Annotated in this window: 3 protein-coding genes; all 3 read right to left on the reverse strand. The window is 42.2% G+C overall.

The annotated features are described in order from the left end of the window. Positions 1–50: 50 nt before the first annotated feature. Positions 51–1,529 carry a peptidoglycan-binding protein gene (locus tag JCM19033_RS21435; protein ID WP_054637861.1) on the reverse strand — a complete coding sequence of 493 codons (1,479 nt, stop codon included), beginning with the start codon at positions 1,527–1,529 and terminating at the stop codon, positions 51–53. A 659-nt stretch (positions 1,530–2,188) separates the two neighbouring features. Next, entirely contained in the window at positions 2,189–2,443 is a 255-nt protein-coding gene (locus JCM19033_RS21440) for a hypothetical protein (protein WP_054637862.1), read from the reverse strand. A 180-nt stretch (positions 2,444–2,623) separates the two neighbouring features. Next, positions 2,624–2,824, reverse strand: a complete 201-nt coding sequence (locus tag JCM19033_RS21445) for a hypothetical protein (protein WP_054637863.1) — start codon at positions 2,822–2,824, stop codon at positions 2,624–2,626. Between the last annotated feature and the right edge of the window lie 594 nt (positions 2,825–3,418).

Below are 3,418 nucleotides of genomic sequence, written 5' to 3' on the forward strand. Positions count from 1 at the left end.
CATAAATATGTCTATCAGAAAAGAAGCAGGCCATCATGGCCTGCTTCTTTTTAGAAATGATATCTTCTTGCTCCTATGTAACGCTCACTCCAATATATGGAGTCCAGGTCAGCTATTGTCACTCCGGTCGATGACCCAGCATAGGTAAACTGCCGACCGCCTATGTAAATTCCCACTTGAGAAGGCCCGGGTCCATCCAGTTCGAAAAAGATGACATCTCCTACCGTGGGATTCTCTATTACTTCTCCTTCTTCCCACATTCCTTCGATCGTTTCTGGCAATTCTGTTCCTTGTTCGTTAAAAACGCACTGTACGAACCCTGCTCCATCAAACCCATTAGAGTCTTTCCCTCCCCTGGCATAAGGGACACCAAGATAGTCGGAAGCTTTCGCAATTAAGTCTACCACTTTTAACCTTTTACTAGGAGGCGGAATAACGTTAGGTTCTTTTATTTGAACCTCTTCTTCACTTTCTCCTTTAAGAACCTTGTTTATTTTTGATAAAGTCTTTTCCCCTGCTACGCCGTCTACGACCAATTCCTCGTGTTCACGCTGAAAAAGCTTTATTGCTTTTTCTGTAACTGAGCTGTATATACCTGTAGGCTCCATTTTTATATACTCTAACGTTTGCAGTGCTTTTTGCAGCTTGGAGACATCTTCCCCATGAGAACCTACTTTTAATTCTTTTCCTATTTCATTTTCATCGGTTTCTGGAATTTCTTCTGCCTGGCTTTCTCCTGTATCCTTCGGAGGCTCGTAGGCTGCCAGCTTCTCATGAGTTTCTTCCCCAACGATGCCATCTGCTTCTATATCTACAGCATGTTGAAAATCTTTCACTGCTTTTTCAGTTCGTTCTCCGTAAATACCTGTCACCGCGTAGGTATAAAATCCATATTCCTTGAGTGTGTTTTGCAGCCTTGATACTCCGTTTCCCTTTACTCCTAACTGCAAAAGTTCAGTGTGAAAATTATGAACCGGTGTATAATGAGTTTCCTCTTCTATTGGCTCAGCCGCCGCTGAATCGCTTTCCACTTCTCCCCCGTGGTCCGCCTGGTGGATGGCACGAAGCAGAGCAAAGGTTTCAGGACCGGCTACCCCATCAGGTGTAAGATTTTGCTTTTTTTGAAAGCTCCTCACCGCTTCACTTGTGCTCCTGCCAAAAGTTCCACTAATTTTGCGCTTATAATAGCCTAGATCTTTTAGCTTCTGCTGAAGAGATTTTACCATTTTCCCTTCTGAACCTGGCTCCAGCACAGAAAATGAACTAGCTGCCTGTGGCTGAACCTTTGGTTTAGAAGACGGCAGAGGAGGATCTACGGGCTGTACGCCATTCAACAAAGCGTAGAAGGTTTCAGGACCTGCCATGCCATCAATACGCAGCCCGTGATCTCTCTGGTAGGCCTTAACCGCTTCTTCAGTATCCTGGTCATAATGACCTGTAGACTCATCATATGTAAAATAGCCTTTTTCTTTTAAAATATCCTGCAGTTCTCTCACATCATCGCTTTCTAACCCTTTAGTTAACAACATATTATGTCCTCCATTGCCTGTAGCTTTTTGAAAAATAAAAAACCAGACGACTACCTGGCTTTAGAAATAGCGTGTTAACACTAATCATTGATGTAAAGATAAGAAGACACTTCTTATGCATTCTATGTGTCTCTATTATAGGGGAAAAAGTGGTAAAAGTGCTAGATTGAAAGAATAAAATAGGCATATAGCCCAGGTACTTCTTGAAGGTGCCTCTTCTTGCGGGTGCTTTTTTGGCAGGTGCCTTAGGGGGGGTGTATTGGGGGTGCCTGGCACCACTTGCCGCTGTAATATACCTTTCCTTGTACGGCGGGAACTTCACGTGAATTTTGTTACATTCCCAGGCGGGTGCCTGGCACTACTGGAGGCTGTAATATACCTTTCCCTGTACGGCGGGAACTCCACACGATTTTTGTTACATTCTCAGGCGGGTGCCTGGCACCACTCTCATCTGTAATATACCTTTCCCTGTACGGCGGGACTTCACGTGAATTTTGTTACATTCCCAGGCGGGTGCCTGGCACCACTTGCCGCTGTAATATACCTTTCCCTTTACTGCGGGGGATTCACGAGGCTTTTGTTACATTCTCAGGCGGGTGCCTGGCACCTTAATTAACCTTAATTAGGGCCATACAAAAAAGCCGGAAGCGGATTCCGGCTTATAGCATTCTCCCACGTTGGTGGTCTTTATTAATATCTTCATTGCGCATGCTTTGATAAATTTTATCATAAACTGCCTTTGATTTAGCACGATCTTCTTTCGATGCCATTACACGTCGCTGATTTTGAGCAAGTATCTTTAAAAGATGTTTTTTATCTTCGTTTGTCAGTAGCATACTTAGCTGGTCTCCCCTTTGATTCAAAGGTAATAAGTGAGTTGCTATTATTCTAGCATATTCTTCTCTATCTATCACTTTTTTACCTTTTTAGGCTGAAAGGTAAACATACAGACTACAGTATATTCGCTCTTTTACTGCTTTCACGTTACTTGTTAGTGGAACATACAACACAGTATATGTAGGAGCTCACCAAATGTACCCCGCACTAGCAGATTTACAGTTTTTCAGCACAGAAAAATGGGATCCACCTAATTCTTACAGGTAGCCCATGTCGTGTAATCTCATCATAGATTCCTTCCAATCTTCGGGATGCAGGTATCCTTTACACAGGATTGCTTTTGGAAGATTAGCTTTTAAGAGAACGATAATGTCCATGATAAAAGGAGTAAGGAGCTTACCTTTCTCGTTACAAACTCCTAGCGCAATTAATGGAGAGTCACTTACGCGATACTTCATAAGGTTCCTGTAAATAATGACTGTATCCGTGGAAAATGAGTGAAGCGTTTTTACAAATATCTTATCCGGAGACACCCAAACCTGTGTGTTGTCCGTGTTGAAAAAAGGTCGTTCTTTCCTCTTGGTAAATCATTTGTATAATTAAAAAGAAGGTCATACATTTCTCCCCATATATCTTCATTGATGCTTTTACAATTGATGCTTACTTCAATAGAAGTTTCATAACGAGCGTCCATGATGAACCCCCTTTTACAGAATGTATGTTTGGAAATATTATATAACAAATTTTAGGAAAAGTAAGTAATTTTTACTGTTACGAGTATATGAATTTTCCCTTTTCTTCTTCTTACTCTTTCTCACACAGGATTCTTATAGAAAGATACTAGGAAGATAGTTTGTGAAGGGGAAGGTGCCTGGCACCCCAAAGGCTTAATAACATGAAAAACCTTATATACCAGGGTTTGGAGGCGTTCAATTGTTACAGGAGTGTTACATTCTCCCAGGGTGCCTGGCACCACCACACGGGCCACAAAAAAGAGGCACCGCGATGGGTGCCTCTTTTTATCATTAATAGGGGGTAACTATTAATTACTC

Source organism: Thalassobacillus sp. C254 (genome assembly GCF_001310615.1).

Excerpts from the sequence above, each read along its gene's own strand:
- JCM19033_RS21435 (WP_054637861.1), bottom strand. The coding sequence starts at position 1,529 with ATGTTGTTAACTAAAGGGTTAGAAAGCGATGATGTGAGAGAACTGCAG.
- JCM19033_RS21445 (WP_054637863.1), bottom strand. The coding sequence starts at position 2,824 with ATGAAGTATCGCGTAAGTGACTCTCCATTAATTGCGCTAGGAGTTTGT.